Raw genomic sequence first — 17,712 nt, 5'->3', positions numbered from 1 at the left:
ACATCTGTAATACCTTTTATACGCTATCTGCTCGTTCTCCCACTATATGAATGGGAGTGAGGTGTTCGACCGCTAACAGTTGTAACTCCATGAAATTCATGAAAATGTCCACCATTTGGAAGTGGGATATCCGGTCCAGTAACTCCTCTAATTTCGTGTCTATGTCCATCATTAACGGAAGTGAATGTAAAGTACTGATGAGTATGCGGCACTCCACTTAGTGCTGGTGCAGTGGTACCAACGTATTTATGATGATGACCATCAGCAAAAGAAGTTACACCCGAAATATGATGTACATGGACAGGCTTTCCATCCCAAGACATTATATAAAGACTATGAGAATGCATAGGGTCATCTTCATTATTTGAAATCATAAAACCAGTTACAGGTATTTCCAAACCTCTTCCCCCTCGAAAAGATTAATTGCGCAAATATGAATCCAATACGCCATTCTAATATATGAATTATTTTGCAAGGTGTTCATTGAAAAAGCCCTTTTAATGGCTAAATATATATCAAAAAACAGGCTTAGCAAAGCAGGGGTAAAAGCAGATCAAGAAAATGAACTTGATATAGATATAAAAAAATTCAGATAGTGGGAATTCTCCCACTATCTGTTTAAAGGGTCTGTTTCCAAAGGTTCATTGGATTTTCTTGATTTTCATTCAATCGCATTTGTTTCATTTTTATTTTACGTTCATCTTTGCTCTCTTTAAATTCATCATATATAAATTTGGATTTTCCCAAACCTACTTCAACAGCATCAGCCACTGACTGACAATAAAACACCTCTTCAATACCAGCAAAATACATAGCTGTTAGACACATTGGGCACGGCTCTCCGCTAGCATACATAGTATAACCTGATAAATTATTAGTTTGTAATTGAGCCTGTGCCCTCCTAATAGCAATCAATTCGGCATGTCCGCTTACATCATATGTTTTATGTAATTCATTTACACCTTCAGTTACTACTTCGTTATTTTTCACAAGAACAGCACCAAATGGCTGTCCTCCTTCATTTACATTAATAACAGCTAATTCTACCGCTCTTTTCATAAAAATATTCATTCTTTTTTCCTCCCATTTTTTTATTATCAATATAGACCATGCATCTCATAATTAATAAGACTGCGTCAAGTTTAACAAAGAAAATTTATTGGGGCTCAATATGAATATGAACATTTTGTATTTGATGTTTCTCCATAAGACTTTTCTCTATTTCTTCGGTAATTTGATGACTTTCAAAAACATTTAGAGTTTGGTCTGTCACTATAATAATATCAACAAATGTTTGATTTCCGTGCATTCTAGCTTTTATACTTTTTACTTTTTTAATATCAGGATTATTACTAACGGTCTCCCTAATTTGTTCCAATTCCTCAATTTCAAAGCCGTCAGTAAGTTCAAGTACAGCCTCCTTAAATATTTCGATTGCAGTCTTAATAATGATGATTCCAACAAGAATAGCAGTTACCGTATCTAGCCAATAAAAGCCAAATTGTGACCCTGAAATACCAATAAATGCACCAATACTAACAAGAGAGTCAGAAAGATTGTCCTTGGCAGCAGCTTTGATGGATTGACTATTAATTTTTTTAGCTAGGTTTATATTATAACAATAAACCAAGAACATGATGATCGAACAGATTAATGCAACCCACCCGGTAAACATATCCGGAATAGCATTACCTTCATCAGTTAGACTTTTAACACCTTCAATTATTACTTGGATCCCTACCGAAATCATGATAAAAGCCGCAATTAGCGACGCAATTGTTTCAGCACGAAAATGACCATAATGATGATTTTTATCTGGAGGTTTCCTAGCTATTTTTAACCCGACTAAAACTGCTATTGAGGCAACTACATCTGTTGAATTATTTAATCCATCAGCAAGTAATGCTTCTGAATTACCCAAAAACCCAATCAACAATTTAGATACAGATAAAAATATATATGTGATAATACTAAGCCAAGCACCTTTTTCTCCAGCCTTGAGGTTTTCGTAAGACTCCACTAATATGCCCCCATACAAATAAAATAATTTTCCTTATTGAGTATGGCATATCAAAATCGAGTGTGTCTACAGCAACAGTTTTTCCTTATTGCAACAATTCATCTTGGATACCTACAAAAACTGTGCAAGAAATATCTAATACAGTATAGGTGATGATTGGCTTTACCAAAAATAGGAATGCTTAGAATGTTTAAAGTAGCTCTAAGCTCAAAATATATAGTCTTATGAAGATCAGTCCTACACAAACTAAAATAATATATTCTCTAGCTGTTACCGTAGTCTTTGATTTCCAAAGTATTTCATGTACAGTCACATACCCTAATGTCCCGATTGCACTACCCATTAATATTGTATTAAACTGGTGGGATAGATTGGAAATACTTATTCCTCCTAAGATACTTACACCAAGAATCAGTGCTAAAAGAGCTGTAATCAATGAAAAAGATAATGAATTTGAACCAGCAAGTATACTAGATACCATTAATGTTATTCCCTCTGGAATATGATGTAAAAAAAGTGCCCATAAGAGAGGTGATCCTGTAATTGACTGGTCGACTATATTGGTGCCTATAGCAAATCCAGTTGGAACATTATGAATAGCGACAGCAATTATTAAAAATATAATGCCATGAACATAATTTGAAGCTTTCCCGTTATGATTGTTTTTACTATGAAATATGTTCTCGATTGCCATCATTCCAATTATCCCTAAAAATCCACCTATTATCAGTCCTAGCTGATCATATTGCTGTATGCTTTCTGGTATGACTTCAAAAATTAACAAACCGACTAATAATCCACCACAAAAAATATAAAGCCTATGAATTTTTCCAGGTAAGTACTGCTTAAAAAAAGTTGTTGTGATTCCACCAATGTACATTCCTAAAAATGCTAAAAAGGATATAAACAGCGAAATGTATAAATTAAATATCATGAACCCTTGCCCCTTTCGTCATTCTGGCTGTTCATTCATGTATACGTTAATTTTTGAAAAGACATGCATAAGATAGCTTGAATATCCATAAATATAGCCTATTTACAAATTTTGTTATTTGATGTATCTTATATTTAACATATGAATAAATACTCATATGTTTATGTTTGCATAGGAGGATTCTAAATCATGAATAAAGACGAACACCTATTTTTAGATGAAGACCTAATTGAAGTGGTTTCAAGAAATTTTAAAGCCTTGGGGGATCCCACCAGAATTAAACTGTTGTATTTATTATCTCAAGAAGAGTGTTCTGTAGGTCATATTGCTGAAGTACTTAATATGTCTCAATCAGCCATATCCCATCAATTGTCATTTCTAAAAAATCTTAGATTAGTTAAATCACGACGAGACGGAAAATCAATTTATTACACATGTGATGACGAACATGTTATTGAGATATTAAAAATCATGATTAATCATACAACCCATAATTAGGAGGAATAAAAATGAGTCACCATCATCACCACGGACATGAGCACGGTCATGGTCACAGTCATGACCATCATGGACACCACCATCATGGTCCAACTAGGGAAGGAAATAAGAAAGGTTTAGCCATTGCATTAACCATCACAACCGGCATTATGCTTTTAGAGTTTTTCGGTGGGTTAATCACAAACAGTTTAGCCCTGCTCTCGGATTCAGGTCATATGTTAAGCGATGCCAGTTCATTAGCACTTAGCTTAATTGCTATGTGGTTTGCAGCAAGACCAGCATCACCAAATAAGACCTTTGGTTTTTACAGATTCGAAATTTTGGCTGCTCTTTTTAATGGGGTTTCACTCTTTTTAATAGCTGGTTTTATCGTTTATGAGGCTTACGGGCGATTCTTTGACCCACCAACTGTGGCAAGTGGCTCAATGATGCTGATTGCATTAATAGGTCTTTTAGCAAACCTATTAAGTGCTTGGGTATTAATGAGAAAGGGAGACGTGAAAGACAATGTGAATTTACGAAGTGCATATTTACACGTGTTAGGTGATGCATTAGGTTCAGTTGGAGCGATACTAGCAGGAATAGTAATGTATTTCTTTGGCTGGTATGTAGCAGACCCTATTATTAGTGTTATTGTTGCACTCCTGATACTGAAAAGTGCTTGGGGAATTATCAAGCATACCGTGCATATTCTAATGGAGGGGACTCCTATAACCATTGACCAACAAGAGGTTTATAAGGCATTAGAGGAAATTCCGGGGGTTATTAACATTCACGACCTGCATATATGGACGATTACATCAGGTTTAGACTCTTTAAGCTGTCATATCCTAATTGAAGATAATCAAGATAGTCAGGTTATTCTACAAGAAGCCATCACTAAAATTGAAAACATATTTAAAATTAAACATACAACGATACAGGTTGAAAAATCAGATTTACAACATGCAGAAACAGAGGTATAGTCAATTACAAGCAAAACCAAAGCTCTTATTCGCATCTTGGTTGTGAATAAGAGCTTTATCATTCCAATGCCTATTATTTCTTTCAATTCACATTCATTTATTGATCAGATTTTTTCATTTCTATAATTAAAATATGAGATGTATTTTCCGATTGAATAGTGATATCCTCTTCAACAATTTCCATGCCATCTCTATCGTTTAACTCAATACCATTAATAGTAGATATACCTTCAATTTGTACTAAATATGCCTGTCTTCCTTCTTTCACTGGGAAGCCGATTTCTTTTCCCTGCTCTAATTCTAAAGAATAGATATTAGCATCTTGATGAATTTGAATGGGCGCATCACCGCCTACCCCAGAAACCATGTGCAGCCATTTGTTTTTTCTGTCATCCCAATTGAATCTGTAATCACCATAGTTAGGTGTATAACCATATTGATCAGGTAATATCCAAATTTGTAATAACCTTAATGTATCTACCCCTAAGTTGTGCTCACTGTGGAGCACACCAGTACCTGCACTCATATACTGGACATGACCGCGAGTGATTGTATTTTTATTTCCCATGCTATCACCATGAGTTAATTCCCCATTTACTGCATAGGATATGATCTCCATATCACGATGCGGATGAGTTCCGAAGCCCGTTTGTGGATTGATTAAATCGTCATTAATTACTCGTAAAACACCGAACTGAATATTGTCAGGATTATAGTATTCTGCAAAAGAAAAATGAAACTTACTTCTTAACCATCCAAGATTACTTGAGCCCATTTGATTGCTATCAATTTTTTTTAACATATTATTCTCTCCATTCTATTTTAAAAAAATTAATACAAATTCATATATTATTAATTTCAGATATATTACTAAAAAAATTATAACCCTTGCGCTTGATACCCCAATTTTTTTAACAGTTGGATCAAAACTTCTTTCTCATTAGAATCCAACCCGCTACATATTTCATGAATGGCTGTCCTGTGATTAGGAAAAACTTCATCCATAAATTTAGTTCCTTCTTCAGTTATCGTTGCATATGTGACTCGGCGATCTTTCGGACAAGGTCTTCTAGTTAAGAATTTTTTCTTCTCCAACTTGTCAACCACATAAGTAATACTACTGCTTGCTATAAGAACTTTTTCACCAATTTTTTGTATTGGTTGTTCCCCTTTACTATAAATCAACTCTAAAACGGCGAACTCTGTTGCGTTTAGCCCCATAGACTTGATGTCTTCTTCAACACGTTTATTTATCGATTGCAATGCGCGTGATAACACTATAAATAACTTAAGAGACAAATCCTCTTCTACTAGTTTTTTGTCCGTAGTCCCCATGATTAGTCTTCCCTTCCTTTTATCTCGAATTCGAGATAATTGTATAATATTAAAATTTCTATGTCAACAAAGCTTTAGAGGATTGAAAACATTAGGTATAAAGCTCAATTTCACAAAGTAAATAACGAATTTGCTTGACCTTCATAATCATATAAAAATAATCCTTTATAAAGAGGTGTATATACATGGAGAATTTTAAATATTTCGAAGGCCCTAAAAACATTACAACGGGACCACATCCATCATCACCAGGGGCATGTCAAGCGCATTTTAATCACCAAACCTATAGCCATTTTCATAAACAGACACACCAACCTACGTATCCAAATCCTCATTACACTAACGGATATATGTATCCAGAAATTCCAACGGGAAGACCGCCGTTTGGTTATTATCCCTATCAATATTATTAAAATGTATTAACAAACTACAGCAAATACCCTTCCACCTTTTCCTTTAAATTATTTTATAACCGAAGGGTGTCTGATCTCACCTAAAAAACGTCTGTACCTTATTGGCAGACGTTTTTTAGTATTTCTAATAGTTACTGTTCTGCCTGTTTTTTTGCATTTAATCGATTTTCCAATATATGAATCATATATAGGAAATGTTCAGCTTCACGAACCACATGGTCAGCTAATAAAGGGCTTATTACATTTCGGATTTGGCATGATTTGATCAATTCCAACCCTGCCTTCTTAAAGGCAAGTATTTCTTGAGCTGCATTTTCACTATCATTATTTAATTTGCCGATGATCGGATATGTTGGTTGTTTACGATACAACATCGACTCAACATCTCTAGCTTGATTTAATAGTGTTTCGAAATCGTCACCAAATTTACGTGCTGTAATGACCAAATTTCGTTCAGACTGGTCTAACAAAGAGGCAATAAAACGGGAATGTTCCATCATGATTCGTATCCAAAATACGTTTTCAGTTATAATTGCATCTTGGATGGGGTCTAAAATGCCCTTATTGAACTTATTTAAAGTTCGCATAAAATATTCTGCTTCCCTTGCAATGTGATCCACGAGCAAAGGAAAGTTGAAACCGCTAATCTTACAATTAATGATTAGAATCAAAAGATTTCTTTTAAAATTACGAAATCCTTGTACGAGATCTATACTTTCTTCGTTTAACTTTCTAACTAATTCCACATTGTTCGGCGTTTGGTAAGCCTTCTTTTCTTGCTGTTCAAAATAATGATAAAATCTATCGGTTTGTTGAATAAGATGTGTATCCTTTCGATTAAAGCCTTCCCCTAAAAATAGGGAGTGTTCTTTCATAATTCTTAACCAAAACTTGTTTTCTGTTAGGGATCGCTCTACAAATAGTTGCTCTGTAAGTGATTCAGGTTTTGCAGCAAACGATTCTGGAGAAATTAACATCTGATTGAATTGGTCCATATTCACATGACCCGGAAGTTGAGGATGATTCTGCATCGAATTCCTCCTTTGATTTTACTTATTACAAATAATATTTTAAAAAAATGGGATTATGTATTGGACAAGATTTGATATTTTAGGGGGAAAATGAAATTTTAAAAAGCGTTCCTATTTTTTTAGGAACGCTAGCCTCAAAGATTTTTCTTATTTAATTGCATTTAATTGGTCTAGATAACCTTTTAATGTTTCTTCTGTCATTGGTGCAAATCCAGTTTCACCTGCGAATTTACCCGCATTTTCAACTACGAATTTTGCATAGTCTAATACTTGTGGTTTTTCTTTTGCATAATCAACATTTAAATAAGTGAATACCGGACGAGTGAATCCTGCATAATCAAGATCTTCCCCAATTGTCTTGAGACTTGGTGAAACAGGGCCTTTTCCAAAGTCTACGCTAACCGCTTGTAATTTATCAGTATTGTTTGCATAGTAACCATAGCCGAAAAATGCGATCGCATTTTTATCTTTAGATACTAAATCAACTAATGTTGAATATTCTTGTTGGAGATTTACAGTTTTCACCAACGGCTGTTCGTCTAGGATTTTTTCAAAGAAAAATTCGTATGTTCCATGGTTTTCGTTAGGTCCAAAGAACTTTACTTCTTCAGCTGGCCAGTCTGGACGAATATCAGACCATAATACTTTATCATTAGCTTTGATTTTTCCAGAAATAAACATGTTCACAATTTCGTCTTTCGTCATTTCAGTTGCCCATGTATTTTCTTTATTAATAACCATTGTTAAACCATCATAAGCAAGTTTGATTTCTAATACGTTTTCGCCCATTTTCATGCCTTTTTCCGCAAGCTGTGCTACTTCCTCATCTTTAATAGGTCTTGAAGCATCAGAAAAATCAAGTTCACCTGGGATGAATTTTTTGAAGCCTGCGGATGAACCAGCACGACCTACTTGGACACTTACGTTTTCTTGTGCAGTTGTCATATATTCTTCAGCAATACGTGCCATTAATGGATATACAGTTCCAGAACCATCTACGATAACGTCACCTTCTAATTCTGTAGCTTGATCAGCTGGTTGTTCGCCTTCAGTTGGAGTTTCAGTTGATTGTTGCCCCCCACATGCTGCGGTAAAAATGACTAGAGCTAACATTAAAAGCATAAAAAGAAGATTTTTCATTTTTTTCATTTCCCCAAATTCCTCCTGCGTTGTTTGTTATCTTTTACAATTATTAGTCTAATAGTTTTGTATTAAGCGCATATAAACTAATCGTTAATATTTTGTAAATTCGACTTTTTAGACTTATAAATATAAAAAAACCAAGAGGCCCCCACTCTCTCGGTTTTGTTCATTTAAACAATCACTTAGGTTCTTCCAGCTTATATCCTACACCCCGAATTGTTTTAATATATACTGGTTTTTTTGAATTTCTTTCAATCTTTTCTCTAAGATGACTAATATGAACATCTACTATTCTAGTATCATTTGCATACTCGTAATTCCAAACATCATTTAATAATTGGTCCCTAGTTATGACAAGTCCTTTGTGCAGCGATAAATAGACTAGTAGTTCGAATTCTTTCGGGGTAAGGTCAAGTCTCTCTTCACCAATATAAGCTTCAAAGCGTTCAGGAAAAATCTTCAAATCTCCAACTTGTATTTTTTCCTCCTTTGACTGTTTATTTTCGATAGTATCTATCACTGGTTTTCTTCTTAAAATCGCCTTTACTCGGGCAACCACTTCTCTTGGACTAAATGGCTTCGTCATATAATCATCTGCACCAAGTTCAAGGCCTAAAATTTTGTCAAATTCATCACCTTTTGCCGTTAACATTAGGATCGGTATCATGATTTTATCTTCACGCAATTTTTTACATACTTCGATTCCATCGAGTTTGGGCAGCATTAAATCAAGGATCATGATATCCGGATTTTCTTCCATAACCATTTTTATACCTGCCTCACCATCCATGGCAGAGCTTACGTCAAACCCAGATTGTTGCAAATTATATTGTAGTAATGTGATAATTGCTGGTTCATCATCTACAACTAATACCTTTTTGACCATGATATCCTCCAATAAGTATGTTTTAGCTCCTTATATAAAAATCTACCTTTGTATTGTTAATTTAGTTTTTTTAAAATATTAAGTTTTTGTAAATATATTAAAATAGGACCTTGTTATTCAAATTCACATTTGAATATTTCGATGTTTTAGTTTATTGTATATTCAAACGAACACTTGAATAACAAGGAAGTGGAACAGTTATGGGGTCAAAGGATACTTGTGATATTTATTGTTTTGATGAAGAAAAAGTTAATCGAATTCAAAACGATATGCAAAATGAAGATTTATCAAATATTGCTTTAGTTTTTAAAGCACTTGCGGATGAAAATAGGGCAAAGATCACCTATGCCTTATGCCAAGATGAGGAGTTGTGTGTATGTGACATTGCCAATATCATCGGTGCTACTGTTGCAACAACCTCCCATCATTTACGGACCCTTAAAAGCCGCGGGATTGTAAAATTTCGAAAAGAAGGTAAATTAGCTTTCTACTCTCTTGACGATGAACATGTAAAGCAGTTAATTGGAATTGCATTAGCTCATACAAAAGAGGAGAAAGCCCATGTCTGATCAAGCAATATTAAAGAACTATGATGCGAAAACTTACAGAGTTCAAGGCTTTTCCTGAGCAAGCTGTGCAAAAACATTCGAGGAGAATGTGAAACACCTGGATGGTGTTATCGATGCACAGGTAAACTTCGGCGCCGCAAAGATTACAGTTTATGGGAATACGACGATTGAAGAACTTGAAAAAGCAGGGGCTTTTGAAAACTTAAAATTGCGAGGGGAAAAAGAACAAAGAATCAAACAAGAACCATTTTGGAAACAAAAAGAAAATATAAAAGTGTACATCTCCTCATTATTACTGCTTTTCGCTTGGTTTTTAGGGCATCAATACGGTGAAGATCATATTGCCCCAATGATTGTCTTTGCAGCCTCCATTCTAATTGGTGGGTACACATTATTTAGGAAAGGTCTTAAAAATTTAAGCAAGTTTCAGTTTGATATGAGCACACTTATGACAATTGCTATCATTGGAGCTGCTTTAATTGGTGAATGGAGCGAAGGGGCAACTGTCGTTATACTCTTCGCTATTAGTGAGGCTCTAGAGAGATTTTCTATGGATAAAGCGCGAGAGTCTATTGAGTCATTGATGGACAGTGCACCTAAGGAAGCATTAATCCGGCGTGGTACCCGAGAATTTCCAATCAATGTGTATGACATTCAGATTGGCGACACCATGATTGTAAAGCCCGGACAAAAGCTGGCAATGGACGGCATTGTTGTTAAAGGGACTTCAACATTAAATCAAGCCGCGATTACGGGTGAATCTGTTCCTGTAACTAAGACCATTGATGATGAAGTGTTTGCTGGTACCTTAAATGAAGAAGGCTTATTAGAGGTAAAAGTAACAAAATTGGTGGAAGACACAACATTGTCCAAAATCATTCATTTAGTGGAAGAGGCCCAAGCAGAACGCGCACCATCTCAAGCCTTTATAGATAAATTTGCAAAATATTACACACCGGCGATTGTTGTTTTAGCCTTTTTGATTGCTAGTATTCCACCTTTTTTAGGCGGAGATTGGAGTACTTGGATTTACCAAGGGTTATCTGTACTAGTTGTTGGTTGTCCTTGTGCACTTGTTATTTCAACACCCGTTTCTGTAGTAACGGCCATTGGAAATGCTGCAAGAAATGGAGTTTTAATTAAAGGCGGCATCCATTTAGAAAAAACAGGATCGTTAAAAGTCATTGCTTTTGATAAAACCGGAACTCTTACAAAAGGCATTCCAGTAGTGACAGATATTGTGACTTTTGACGGGAATGAAAATGAAGTATTAGCCATTACAGCAGCGATCGAAAAAGGATCTCAACACCCTCTTGCTTCGGCAATCATGAAAAAGGCCGAAGCCAACGGATTAAATTTCAATGATATAGCTGTTGAAGAATTACAGTCACTTACAGGAAAAGGAATAAAAGCAAGAGTTAAGAACGAAATGTATTATGTCGGAAGCCCAAACTTGTTTAAGGAAATCCTTCCAGATGGCATCGATAATACAATTACAGAAAAAATTTCAACGCTTCAAACACAAGGGAAAACCGTCATGATCATAGGTACAGAAAATAAAATTCTTTGCTTAATTGCCGTAGCAGACCAAATAAGAGAAACATCAAAAGAAGTAATATATAAACTACACCAGCTTGGAATCAAAAAAACAGTTATGCTCACCGGTGATAATAAAAGAACAGCAAATGTGATTGGAAAAGAAGTTGGGGTTTCGGAGATTAAGGCTGATTTACTTCCAGAAGATAAATTAACATTTATCAAAGAACTTCGTGAAAATTACCAAAGTGTTGCGATGGTTGGTGATGGAATTAATGACGCTCCAGCTCTTGCTGCCTCAACAGTAGGGGTTGCAATGGGAGGGGCCGGAACGGATACTGCACTTGAAACCGCAGATATTGCTTTAATGTCTGATGATCTAAGCAAATTGCCATTTACAATGAATTTAAGTCGGAAGGCACTTGGAACGATAAAACAAAACATTGCTTTTTCCTTAGTCGTGAAAGCACTAGCTTTACTTTTAGTCGTACCTGGTTGGCTAACGCTTTGGATCGCCATATTTGCAGATATGGGAGCCACATTGATTGTAACTCTAAATAGTTTAAGATTATTGAAGGTTAAAGACCAATAGTTTTTTAAATTAAAAGAATTGAACTCCGACGCTAACGAGTTCAATCCTTTTAATTTACTTTAAGTTTTAGCTATATAAAAGCCAAGAATAACAAGGGAGACCGAAACGACTACGACATAAATTGATGTTAATCGCATCACATTGGACTTGCTCTTTTTCCCATAGTTTTCGTCATTTTCTTTAGACACGGATATGGTTACCAATGTGCCAATTATTAAAACTACAACGGCTATCGCCAGAAGATAAAACATTAAGTGGAAGATTCTCCTTTCCAAATGAAATCAACGCTACATCTTTAATTCATTTATACCATCCGCTGTATAAAGATGCAAAAAATAAGCATCGCCCTAAAGTGGTGCTTACTAATTTAATCAAGTTAGAAAATGGAAAAGAGTATTAACGTACCGGTCTACAATCTCTCTTTTTGATTGTTCAGGTAATTTATAAAAAGGAACCTTCTCTGGCAAAATGACGTGACTTAACATCATGCCGGCAATAAGTCTTGCACATCGTTCTCCATCAATAGTTGTATTTTTAAGTGAAAAATGAGCCTCTATTGCTTGCTTTAAACTATTCAAAAGAATTTCTGGCATGTTAATGCTTTGATCTAAGTTTTTCATAACACTTTCAGCGATTAAAACCCTTACCACTTGATCATTTCGCGACATTGTCTCTAGACGGTCGAATAATATTTTCCGAAAAAACTCCGCTGTTTCTTCTTCCTTTGCAAATTGCATAATTTTAGAATCAAATTGCCGTGCGATGATCGGTTTGAAAACAGATAAGAACAAATTTTGTTTGGTTGAAAATTTCCGAAACAAAGTCATTTCTGCAACCTCTGCTTCTTTGGCGATTTCTTGTGTAGTTGCCTGAAGATAACCTTTTCTTAAAAACACCCGAAGTGCAGCAGCGATAATTTGGTCTGTTTTATCTCTCATTTCATATCTCCTTGGTACAGTTATTACTAACTATCATTCCCTTAATGTATCAATTAAAACCTACTACTATTCTTCCTGAATCCATTTCTTTATCTTTTTATTATTTTTCTCCATTGAATAATAAAGGATAGGAATTACAAAAAGTGTCAACAATGTCCCGACCGTTAGTCCCCCTAACACAACTGTCGCCATCGGGGCATTTGTTTCCGTTCCTTCTCCTAAACCGAATGCTATCGGGGCCATCCCTAGTATTGCTGTTCCGGTTGTCATAAGGATTGGGGTTAAACGTATTGGCGCAGCCTTCATCACTGTTTGATAGGCATCTAAACCTTGTTCCCGCAACTGCTTCATAAATTCAATCATAACAATTCCATTGCTGACAATAATCCCTGAAAGCATAATAATACCGAGAATGGCGGGCATACTTAAACTTCGATTAAAAACAAGTAAACTTCCTGTAATCCCCAATATAGTGAGTGGAATTGTGAACATAATGATAAAAGGATGCTTCACATTTTCAAATTCAGCCACCATTACCATATAAATAAGCAAGACTGCTAATAGAAGGGCGACCCCTAAATCAGAAAATGACTCTTTCATATCATCCATTTCGCCGCCAAATTCAACTGTATATCCTTTTGGGAGCTTATAATCTTTTAATCTGTCTTGAATCTTTTCACTAACCGTACCTAAATCTGAATGAAAGATGCCGGCAGTTACATATGACATACGGATTTGGTTTTCACGAAAAATATCCGATGGCATAGTACCTTGACTTACTTCGATAAAATTTTGAAGCGGAATCATTCCATACTTGGTAGGGATCAAAACATTCTTAACATCGCCAATTTGATTTAAAGAACTTCCCTTATAGGATAAGCGAATGTCGATATCATCGGTATCTGTCCGCATGATCCCAATAACCTCCCCCTCCATTGCCATACGTAAGGTTTTGCTGACTTGCATTACATCTAGACCATAGCTTTTCAATTTTTCTTTATTAAAATGAAGAATATATTCTATTTTTCTTCCATTAAAACTATTGTCCGCCTCTCGTATTCCCGGTACTTCTTGAATCATTTGCGTTATATCATGTGATATACGATCTAAAACGTCCAAGTTTTCTCCCTTAACTGTAATAAATACCGGGTCAGATGAAAATAAAGATGCCATGATAAATCCTTTTTCTTGAATTTTAATTTGAACACCAGGATATTTAAGTTTATTTCTAAGCGATTCCATCACCGCTGCTGTACTTTCATTTCTTGCTGCTTTATCAACTAACTTTACATGGATAAAGGCTTTATCCGATTGTTCTTGGTTCGGATTATCTTTTGTAAATCCTATACCAATATAGGTAGACTCCTTGCTTTTAATTTCATCTACCTTTTGCAAAATATCCTTCACCATTTTCTCAGTATCTTCTAATCTTATATTTGGTGCCATATTAACATGTACCGTGAATTCCCCTGAATCCATCTTCGGCATAAACTCTTTCCCAATCATTGGTACGAAGGCAATTCCGGCTACAAGTGAAAGTAAGGCGGTAAAAAGAACTATTTTTCGATATTTCAATACATGTACCAAAAGGTTTTTATACCTGTCTTCGATTCCCTGCCTTAGTCTATCTAAAAACAAAGACCATTTTGATTTTTTCTTGAGCCATGGTATCGACTGCGAAAGTGACAAAAGTAAGGCAGTCAGAGTTGGTGTGACGGTAAACGATACAATTAGGGAAGACAATAAACTATATATAACTGTTAAAGCCAATGGACGAAAAATCTGGCCGGCCATCCCTCCGACAAATAGCATCGGTAAAAATACAATCATTTTTGTCATTGTTGACGCAAAAACAGCAGATGCTACTTCTTTCGTTCCTTCAATAGTAGCCGGGAAGACTGTCTTTTTTTCATCCTTATAGTGACGGTAAATATTTTGGAGAACAACAACAGCATCATCTACGACTAAACCAATGCTTAATGTTAATGCTCCAAGTGTAATCAGGTTAATTGTTAACCCACTAAAATACATCAACAGAAATGACGCAATAATCGAAATCGGAATTGCTAACGCAATCACCAATGTGGCTGCTAATTCACCTAAGAAAAAATAAATGATAAGCGTTGCTAATCCTGCCCCAATGAATCCTTCCTTTGTTAAATTTTTAACTGAATGATTAATAAACTGTGAAGAATCATTCGTAACAATTAATTTCCCTTTGCTGAACTCACCCTTAAGTTCTTCAACTTTTTTCATTATCTTAGCTGCTACATCAATTGTATTGGCACCGTTTTGTTTATAGACATTAATGGTCACCGCATTACTGTTATTATAATAAGAGATTTTATCAATTTCTGATGTTTTAATCGACACATCGCCTAAGTCCTTTAGACGTAGTGGAATATCCAGCTGATTAGGAATAGGCGTATTTTCAAGTTCATAGATATTCGTTATTTCCGATTTACTTTTGATCGGTATAGATTTGTTTCCTTCATCCACTGCCCCCATTGCAAGCGTGATATTATCCTTCTGTAGAACCTGCTGAATTTGGCCAATGGTAATTCCGAATTGGGTTAACTTGCTTTCATCCAGTGAAATTTGAACCTCGTTTACTTGACCGCCCAAAATTTTAACAGACGCTACCCCTTCCACTTTTTGTAGTTCATCCTTAACCTGTTCTTCGGCAATCGTCGTTAATTCCTTCAGATCCCCTTCACCAACTAAGGCCAGCTCAACAATCGGTGTATCGGATGGATTTACTTTTTCTACAATTGGATCTTCTACTGTAGAAGGGAGATCTGTTTTGATCATTGATAATTTTGAGCGAATTTCATTTTCGGCTGTATTTAAATCTGTACCCCAATCAAATTGGATCATTACGCGGGAAACATTTTGCGAGCTTGTTGAATTTATTGAATCAAGATCCTCTAAATCAGCCATTTCTTCCTCAATAACCTTTGTCACTTGCTCCTCCATTTCTTCCGGAGAGGCCCCTGCATTTATCGTTGTAATAGTCACAACTGGAAGATCAAGATCAGGAAACAAATCTACAGGAATCCTTAATAAAACGAACAATCCCATAAGAACAATCATTAAGACAACCATAAATACTGTCAGTGGACGTTTTAATAGTACCTTAAACATTTAGTTCCCACTCTCTTTCTGGATCGTTTGAACTTTATCTCCATCCCGGACAAATTCAACTCCATCCACGATAATGACCTCTCCTTTTTGCAGTCCACTTACGATCTCAATATTGGTTTCCGTCCGAATCCCTGTGTGAACAACTCTTTTTTCAGCCATATTATTTTCAATCACGTAGACAATATACTCCCCTCTATCATTCAATACGGCATCTGCCGGAACTGTAATAGTCGCTTTTTTGTCAGCTACCGGGACATTAACCTCAGCTGTCATTCCTGGTTTAAGCAGTCCATTTTCATTGTCGATAATAACTTTCACCTTGAATAAATTCGTTTTCAAATCCGCGTGTGGCGGTATTTCAATAATCGTACCGTTAAAATTTTTGTTTAAGGTTGCGGTTTTTACGACTACCTGATCTCCTTGATTCAAATTTAAAAAGTAGGATTCTGGAATATTGATGAGAGCATATACTTGATCAATATTATGAACAAAGGCCAAAGGCATACCTGAACCAACGAATTCTCCTTTCTCAGCCTGGATATCTGCTATAAAGCCGGAGATTGGACTTTTTATGGATAGGTCTTTCACCTTTAATTGTAATGCGGCATAAGCAGCATTAGCCTGCTGATACTGTGCTTCTCCAACTTGAACGGTTTCCTTTGTCGGGCCTGCTTTCATTTGCTCCAATTGGTACTTCAAAGATGCATATTGAGATTTTGCAATTTCTAATTCAGTTTCAGCTTGCTCCAGCTGCTGTTTACTAATGGCCCCATTTTCAAATAATACTGCTAACCGATCTGTATTTAAGTTTGCTGCATCATATTTAGCTTTTGCTGCCTGTAGATTTTCTTCCACACTGTTAATTTCCTGTTCACTTACTCCCGCTTTCATTTTTTCTAAATTAGCTTTTGAAACTGCCACTGCAGCTTTTTTATTTAAAATTTCTGATTCAAGGTCTTTATTCTCAATTAAAAATAAAAGATCCCCTTTATGAACTTCTTCTCCATTCTTATCTGGAGCCAATTTAATGTTTCCGGGTATAGACGATGAAATTGTTACTGTTTCTTTACTAACGATCTCCCCAAAGAATCTCTCGGCATTTGATAACGGTTGCTCCTCAACCGTATGTGCGGTTACATATAATTCTGCAAATTCTTGGGTTGCTTCCTCCACTTGACAACCACTTAAAATACTAATGAATAACAAAGCAAAAACAACTAAAATACGTTTATTCATCAGATTCATCACCAACCTTCTTTTTTGTGCTTGATTTAAATTTAATTCAGTTAGTTAGTACCAACTAACATTAATAGCAAAAAAAAAAAAACCTATTTCATAAACTTATACTAATGTTAGTTATCACTAACATTAGTATATAGAAAGAGTGGCAATTTGAAAACACTTTTTACAAAACTTAAGCAAGTAGGTAGATGGTTGTCAAGCTAGTGATTTTCTTTTACGTATTATTACGATAATTCAAAGTAATAATGGAATTCCTTCCGCATTGATAGGCGTAATAAATCCAATATGTTTTCATGTATCAATCAGCCCTTCTAAGGTTACTGGGATACTAGGGCGTGGTTTAGTTTTCGTTTACGGGATTTAAACATATCCTCGGCTTAATTATTCTTGCATCGAAATTGATTGCATTAATTGTAATTACTTCTTTAGAAGATTTCGCTGAAATATAAAAGTATATGTTAAACCA

General features: G+C 35.4%; 18 protein-coding genes. 5 read left to right on the top strand and 13 right to left on the bottom strand.

The genetic code is table 11. The annotated features are described in order from the left end of the window. Positions 1-23 precede the first annotated feature (23 nt). From BAZO_RS17185 to BAZO_RS17170, 4 genes are all read right to left on the bottom strand, one after another. The gene (locus BAZO_RS17185) at positions 24-398 is read right to left on the bottom strand and encodes a YmaF family protein (RefSeq protein WP_004432141.1); all 375 of its coding nucleotides are present in this window, start codon (positions 396-398) and stop codon (positions 24-26) included. A 220-nt stretch (positions 399-618) separates the two neighbouring features. Further along, positions 619-1,071 (bottom strand): nucleoside deaminase, encoded by a 453-nt coding sequence (locus tag BAZO_RS17180; protein WP_004432139.1) that lies wholly within the window; start codon positions 1,069-1,071, stop codon positions 619-621. 85 nt (positions 1,072-1,156) lie between these two features. After that, a complete protein-coding gene (locus tag BAZO_RS17175; RefSeq protein ID WP_004432138.1) occupies positions 1,157-2,020 on the bottom strand; it encodes a cation diffusion facilitator family transporter in 864 nt (287 codons plus the stop codon). A 190-nt stretch (positions 2,021-2,210) separates the two neighbouring features. Beyond that, on the bottom strand, positions 2,211-2,954 hold the full coding sequence (locus BAZO_RS17170) for a ZIP family metal transporter (protein ID WP_004432136.1): 744 nt from the start codon (positions 2,952-2,954) through the stop codon (positions 2,211-2,213). A gap of 189 nt (positions 2,955-3,143) precedes the next feature. Between BAZO_RS17170 and BAZO_RS17165 the strand changes: the two genes are divergently transcribed. Next, entirely contained in the window at positions 3,144-3,452 is a 309-nt protein-coding gene (locus BAZO_RS17165) for an ArsR/SmtB family transcription factor (RefSeq protein ID WP_004432134.1), read from the top strand. Between the two features lie 11 nt (positions 3,453-3,463). Then, the gene (locus BAZO_RS17160; RefSeq protein ID WP_004432132.1) at positions 3,464-4,417 is read left to right on the top strand and encodes a cation diffusion facilitator family transporter; all 954 of its coding nucleotides are present in this window, start codon (positions 3,464-3,466) and stop codon (positions 4,415-4,417) included. A gap of 97 nt (positions 4,418-4,514) precedes the next feature. On the opposite strand, the gene BAZO_RS17155 is transcribed toward BAZO_RS17160, so the two are convergent. Continuing rightward, complete coding sequence (locus BAZO_RS17155) at positions 4,515-5,219, bottom strand: pirin family protein (protein WP_004432130.1); 705 nt, start codon at positions 5,217-5,219, stop codon at positions 4,515-4,517. A 77-nt stretch (positions 5,220-5,296) separates the two neighbouring features. Further along, positions 5,297-5,752, bottom strand: a complete 456-nt coding sequence (locus BAZO_RS17150) for a MarR family winged helix-turn-helix transcriptional regulator (protein ID WP_004432127.1) — start codon at positions 5,750-5,752, stop codon at positions 5,297-5,299. Positions 5,753-5,937: 185 nt separating this feature from the next. On the opposite strand from BAZO_RS17150, the gene BAZO_RS17145 reads away from it, so the two are divergent. Next, on the top strand, positions 5,938-6,165 hold the full coding sequence (locus tag BAZO_RS17145; protein WP_004432126.1) for a hypothetical protein: 228 nt from the start codon (positions 5,938-5,940) through the stop codon (positions 6,163-6,165). 131 nt (positions 6,166-6,296) lie between these two features. Here BAZO_RS17145 and BAZO_RS17140 read toward each other — a convergent pair whose 3' ends face one another. The 3 genes from BAZO_RS17140 to BAZO_RS17130 all read right to left on the bottom strand — a co-directional run bounded on the left by BAZO_RS17140 (position 6,297) and on the right by BAZO_RS17130 (position 9,225). Next, the gene (locus BAZO_RS17140) at positions 6,297-7,196 is read right to left on the bottom strand and encodes a DUF2935 domain-containing protein (protein ID WP_004432124.1); all 900 of its coding nucleotides are present in this window, start codon (positions 7,194-7,196) and stop codon (positions 6,297-6,299) included. A gap of 147 nt (positions 7,197-7,343) precedes the next feature. Continuing rightward, a complete protein-coding gene (locus tag BAZO_RS17135; RefSeq protein ID WP_004432122.1) occupies positions 7,344-8,345 on the bottom strand; it encodes a PstS family phosphate ABC transporter substrate-binding protein in 1,002 nt (333 codons plus the stop codon). 172 nt (positions 8,346-8,517) lie between these two features. Beyond that, a complete protein-coding gene (locus BAZO_RS17130) occupies positions 8,518-9,225 on the bottom strand; it encodes a response regulator transcription factor (RefSeq protein ID WP_004432120.1) in 708 nt (235 codons plus the stop codon). Between the two features lie 200 nt (positions 9,226-9,425). Here BAZO_RS17130 and BAZO_RS17125 point away from each other — a divergent pair, with 200 nt between their 5' ends. After that, complete coding sequence (locus tag BAZO_RS17125; RefSeq protein ID WP_004432118.1) at positions 9,426-9,794, top strand: ArsR/SmtB family transcription factor; 369 nt, start codon at positions 9,426-9,428, stop codon at positions 9,792-9,794. Continuing rightward, positions 9,787-11,922: a heavy metal translocating P-type ATPase gene (locus BAZO_RS17120; protein ID WP_081585749.1), complete on the top strand. Its 2,136-nt coding sequence runs from the start codon at positions 9,787-9,789 to the stop codon at positions 11,920-11,922. The genes BAZO_RS17125 and BAZO_RS17120 overlap by 8 nt, the downstream gene beginning before the upstream one ends. A 59-nt stretch (positions 11,923-11,981) precedes the next feature. Here the strand turns inward: BAZO_RS17120 and BAZO_RS17115 are convergent, their stop codons facing one another. The 4 genes from BAZO_RS17115 to BAZO_RS17100 form a co-directional block, all read right to left on the bottom strand. After that, complete coding sequence (locus BAZO_RS17115) at positions 11,982-12,173, bottom strand: hypothetical protein (RefSeq protein ID WP_004432112.1); 192 nt, start codon at positions 12,171-12,173, stop codon at positions 11,982-11,984. 120 nt (positions 12,174-12,293) lie between these two features. Continuing rightward, positions 12,294-12,860: a TetR/AcrR family transcriptional regulator gene (locus BAZO_RS17110; RefSeq protein WP_004432109.1), complete on the bottom strand. Its 567-nt coding sequence runs from the start codon at positions 12,858-12,860 to the stop codon at positions 12,294-12,296. Positions 12,861-12,926: 66 nt separating this feature from the next. Beyond that, the gene (locus BAZO_RS17105; RefSeq protein ID WP_004432106.1) at positions 12,927-16,004 is read right to left on the bottom strand and encodes an efflux RND transporter permease subunit; all 3,078 of its coding nucleotides are present in this window, start codon (positions 16,002-16,004) and stop codon (positions 12,927-12,929) included. After that, positions 16,005-17,240 (bottom strand): efflux RND transporter periplasmic adaptor subunit, encoded by a 1,236-nt coding sequence (locus tag BAZO_RS17100; protein ID WP_039957661.1) that lies wholly within the window; start codon positions 17,238-17,240, stop codon positions 16,005-16,007. It abuts the gene before it with no gap. Positions 17,241-17,712 lie beyond the last annotated feature (472 nt).

Source organism: Schinkia azotoformans LMG 9581, from assembly GCF_000307855.1.
Taxonomy (GTDB): Bacteria; Bacillota; Bacilli; order Bacillales; family Bacillaceae_J; genus Schinkia; species Schinkia azotoformans.
Note: the sequence above shows the minus strand (reverse complement) of the source record. Positions and strands in the feature narration are given on the sequence as shown.

Coding starts and splice junctions, on each gene's coding strand:
- BAZO_RS17180 (WP_004432139.1), bottom strand. CDS start 1,071: ATGAATATTTTTATGAAAAGAGCGGTAGAATTAGCTGTTATTAATGTA.
- BAZO_RS17170 (WP_004432136.1), bottom strand. CDS start 2,954: ATGATATTTAATTTATACATTTCGCTGTTTATATCCTTTTTAGCATTT.
- BAZO_RS17165 (WP_004432134.1), top strand. CDS start 3,144: ATGAATAAAGACGAACACCTATTTTTAGATGAAGACCTAATTGAAGTG.
- BAZO_RS17160 (WP_004432132.1), top strand. CDS start 3,464: ATGAGTCACCATCATCACCACGGACATGAGCACGGTCATGGTCACAGT.
- BAZO_RS17155 (WP_004432130.1), bottom strand. CDS start 5,219: ATGTTAAAAAAAATTGATAGCAATCAAATGGGCTCAAGTAATCTTGGA.
- BAZO_RS17150 (WP_004432127.1), bottom strand. CDS start 5,752: ATGGGGACTACGGACAAAAAACTAGTAGAAGAGGATTTGTCTCTTAAG.
- BAZO_RS17145 (WP_004432126.1), top strand. CDS start 5,938: ATGGAGAATTTTAAATATTTCGAAGGCCCTAAAAACATTACAACGGGA.
- BAZO_RS17140 (WP_004432124.1), bottom strand. CDS start 7,196: ATGCAGAATCATCCTCAACTTCCGGGTCATGTGAATATGGACCAATTC.
- BAZO_RS17135 (WP_004432122.1), bottom strand. CDS start 8,345: ATGAAAAAAATGAAAAATCTTCTTTTTATGCTTTTAATGTTAGCTCTA.
- BAZO_RS17130 (WP_004432120.1), bottom strand. CDS start 9,225: ATGGTCAAAAAGGTATTAGTTGTAGATGATGAACCAGCAATTATCACA.
- BAZO_RS17125 (WP_004432118.1), top strand. CDS start 9,426: ATGGGGTCAAAGGATACTTGTGATATTTATTGTTTTGATGAAGAAAAA.
- BAZO_RS17115 (WP_004432112.1), bottom strand. CDS start 12,173: ATGTTTTATCTTCTGGCGATAGCCGTTGTAGTTTTAATAATTGGCACA.
- BAZO_RS17110 (WP_004432109.1), bottom strand. CDS start 12,860: ATGAGAGATAAAACAGACCAAATTATCGCTGCTGCACTTCGGGTGTTT.
- BAZO_RS17105 (WP_004432106.1), bottom strand. CDS start 16,004: ATGTTTAAGGTACTATTAAAACGTCCACTGACAGTATTTATGGTTGTC.
- BAZO_RS17100 (WP_039957661.1), bottom strand. CDS start 17,240: ATGAATAAACGTATTTTAGTTGTTTTTGCTTTGTTATTCATTAGTATT.